We start from the raw sequence: 2210 nt of genomic DNA on the forward strand, positions 1-2210 counted from the left end.
CGCACGTTTGTTCTTGTCTGCCGATACATAACCGCGACCACGGTTTGCAAAAATACGCATGTGGAGTCTGGAACCTGGAGCAAGTGTGGCAATATGAAGATCCGGGTTAAGGATTTCCACGTCACTATCTGCACGGATATCGCCAGCAGTGACCACACCTTCTCCTTCCGCGTCAATCTCCAATACTTTTTCTTCATCGGAGTGGATTTTCAGCGAGAGCGCCTTGAGGTTCAAAATGATCTCAGTAACGTCTTCCATTACGCCTTGAACCGTTGAGAACTCGTGCAATACACCATCGATTTGTACAGAAGTTACTGCCGCACCTGGAAGGGACGACAACAAAATCCGGCGAAGTGAATTGCCAAGTGTTGTGCCGTAACCACGTTCGAGAGGTTCTACGATGAACTTGCCATAGGTTCCTTCATCATTTACATCTACGGTCTCAATTTTCGGCTTTTCGATTTCTATCACTGCAATATCCCTCCTTCAAAACGTCGCTTCGATGAAACTGTCGCTAAACTTTATACAATAGACATGCAGCAATCCCAGGCAAGCGATACGCCTGCGCCGGAGTTTGACTACATTTGCAGAGACATGCCTCGATTATACGCGACGACGTTTTGGTGGACGGCATCCGTTATGCGGGATCGGAGTTACATCCTTAATCAGGTTAACTTCCAGACCAGCTGCTTGCAGGGAACGAATCGCTGCTTCACGGCCTGCGCCAGGACCTTTAACCATAACTTCAACGGCTTTCATGCCGTGCTCCATAGCTGCTTTTGCCGCAGTTTCTGCTGCCAGCTGTGCTGCGAAAGGAGTGGATTTACGGGAACCTCTGAAACCAAGACCGCCGGAGCTTGCCCAGGAAATAGCGTTGCCGTGAGGATCCGTAATTGTAACGATTGTATTGTTAAACGTGGAACGAATATGTGCCACGCCAGATTCGATATTTTTACGGTCGCGACGTTTCGTACGTACGACTTTTTTCGCTTTAGCCATTGATCATTAACCTCCCTTACTTCTTCTTGTTCGCTACTGTGCGACGAGGACCTTTACGTGTACGAGCATTTGTTTTGGTACGTTGTCCACGAACCGGCAGACCACGACGGTGACGAACACCACGGTAGCATCCGATTTCGATCAAACGTTTAATGTTCAAAGAGATCTCACGACGAAGATCACCTTCTACTTTTCTACCTTCAATTGCTTCACGCAGTTTCCCTACTTCATCTTCAGTCAGATCGCGGACACGAGTGTTCAGGTCAATACCTGTTTCACTCAGAATTTTCTGAGAAGTCGTTTTACCGATTCCGAAAATATATGTCAAGGCGATCTCAACGCGCTTATCACGTGGTAAATCCACACCAGATATACGTGCCATTACGCTACACCTCCTCGATTAATTAACCTTGCTTTTGTTTGTGTTTCGGGTTTTCACAAATAACCATTACATTCCCTTTGCGGCGAATGACTTTGCATTTTTCGCAGATGGGCTTTACAGAAGGTCTTACCTTCATGTTAATTACCTCCTTAAGCTTTACGGTTGTAAAACTTATTTCGTCAACATTTTATCTGCACACAAATTAGTCCACATAAGTATCTATTATAGCACACTTTTTGCATTTGTGTTTTATTTACGATAAGTTATACGACCTTTTGTCAAATCATAAGGTGAAAGTTGAACAACCACCTTATCTCCAGTCAGAATACGGATAAAGTGCATCCGCAGCTTACCGGAAACATGAGCGAGAATTTGATGACCATTTTCCAGCTCAACCTTGAACGTTGCATTCGGCAATGGTTCAAGAACCACGCCTTCTACCTCAATAACATCTTCTTTAGCCACAATGAGTTCCTCCTTAAACCGTATTGTTTTCGGCAGATTCGACAAACTTGGCTACTGCATGACGCAGCTTTCCATTTGTGACCCGTCCGCTTTCTTGCAAACTGTTTACAACTTCGCTGCTGATCACCGCTGTCAGCTCCAGATGAAGAATATTCTTCTTCTTCGGCTGATCAAACTTGCGTTTGTTGCCATCGGCGATATAAACAAATTTCTCATCCGGTATTGCAATGATTACAGCAGGCTGGCCAGCTCCTTTGCCTTTTGAAACCTTCACAATTTGACCAACCTGCGGGGATGTTCCTGTTTTCAACAAAATCACCTACGCATTCAGTGTTGTGAAAATCTCCATACCGTCCGGCGTTAC

At 45.4% G+C, this 2210-nt stretch carries 6 protein-coding genes; all 6 read right to left on the reverse strand.

Going from position 1 to position 2210, the window contains the following annotated elements; genetic code table 11:
• On the reverse strand, positions 1 to 471 hold a 471-nt coding region (locus tag AAHF22_RS21285; RefSeq protein WP_347327029.1), incomplete at its 3' end, for a DNA-directed RNA polymerase subunit alpha.
• 132 nt (positions 472 to 603) lie between these two features.
• Complete coding sequence (rpsK, locus tag AAHF22_RS21290; RefSeq protein WP_017815387.1) at positions 604 to 999, reverse strand: 30S ribosomal protein S11; 396 nt, start codon at positions 997 to 999, stop codon at positions 604 to 606.
• Between the two features lie 16 nt (positions 1000 to 1015).
• Entirely contained in the window at positions 1016 to 1381 is a 366-nt protein-coding gene (rpsM, locus tag AAHF22_RS21295; protein WP_347327030.1) for a 30S ribosomal protein S13, read from the reverse strand.
• Between the two features lie 22 nt (positions 1382 to 1403).
• Entirely contained in the window at positions 1404 to 1517 is a 114-nt protein-coding gene (gene rpmJ / locus AAHF22_RS21300) for a 50S ribosomal protein L36 (RefSeq protein WP_003333770.1), read from the reverse strand.
• A gap of 113 nt (positions 1518 to 1630) precedes the next feature.
• The gene (gene infA, locus AAHF22_RS21305) at positions 1631 to 1846 is read right to left on the reverse strand and encodes a translation initiation factor IF-1 (protein WP_017815385.1); all 216 of its coding nucleotides are present in this window, start codon (positions 1844 to 1846) and stop codon (positions 1631 to 1633) included.
• Positions 1847 to 1859: 13 nt separating this feature from the next.
• On the reverse strand, positions 1860 to 2156 hold the full coding sequence (locus AAHF22_RS21310; protein WP_371834094.1) for a hypothetical protein: 297 nt from the start codon (positions 2154 to 2156) through the stop codon (positions 1860 to 1862).
• Positions 2157 to 2210: the final 54 nt, after the last annotated feature.

It is taken from the genome of Paenibacillus wenxiniae (genome assembly GCF_039822605.1).
In the GTDB taxonomy this organism is placed as follows: domain Bacteria; phylum Bacillota; class Bacilli; order Paenibacillales; family Paenibacillaceae; genus Saccharibacillus; species Saccharibacillus wenxiniae.

Excerpts from the sequence above, each read along its gene's own strand:
- rpsK (WP_017815387.1), bottom strand. The coding sequence starts at position 999 with ATGGCTAAAGCGAAAAAAGTCGTACGTACGAAACGTCGCGACCGTAAA.
- rpsM (WP_347327030.1), bottom strand. The coding sequence starts at position 1,381 with ATGGCACGTATATCTGGTGTGGATTTACCACGTGATAAGCGCGTTGAG.
- rpmJ (WP_003333770.1), bottom strand. The coding sequence starts at position 1,517 with ATGAAGGTAAGACCTTCTGTAAAGCCCATCTGCGAAAAATGCAAAGTC.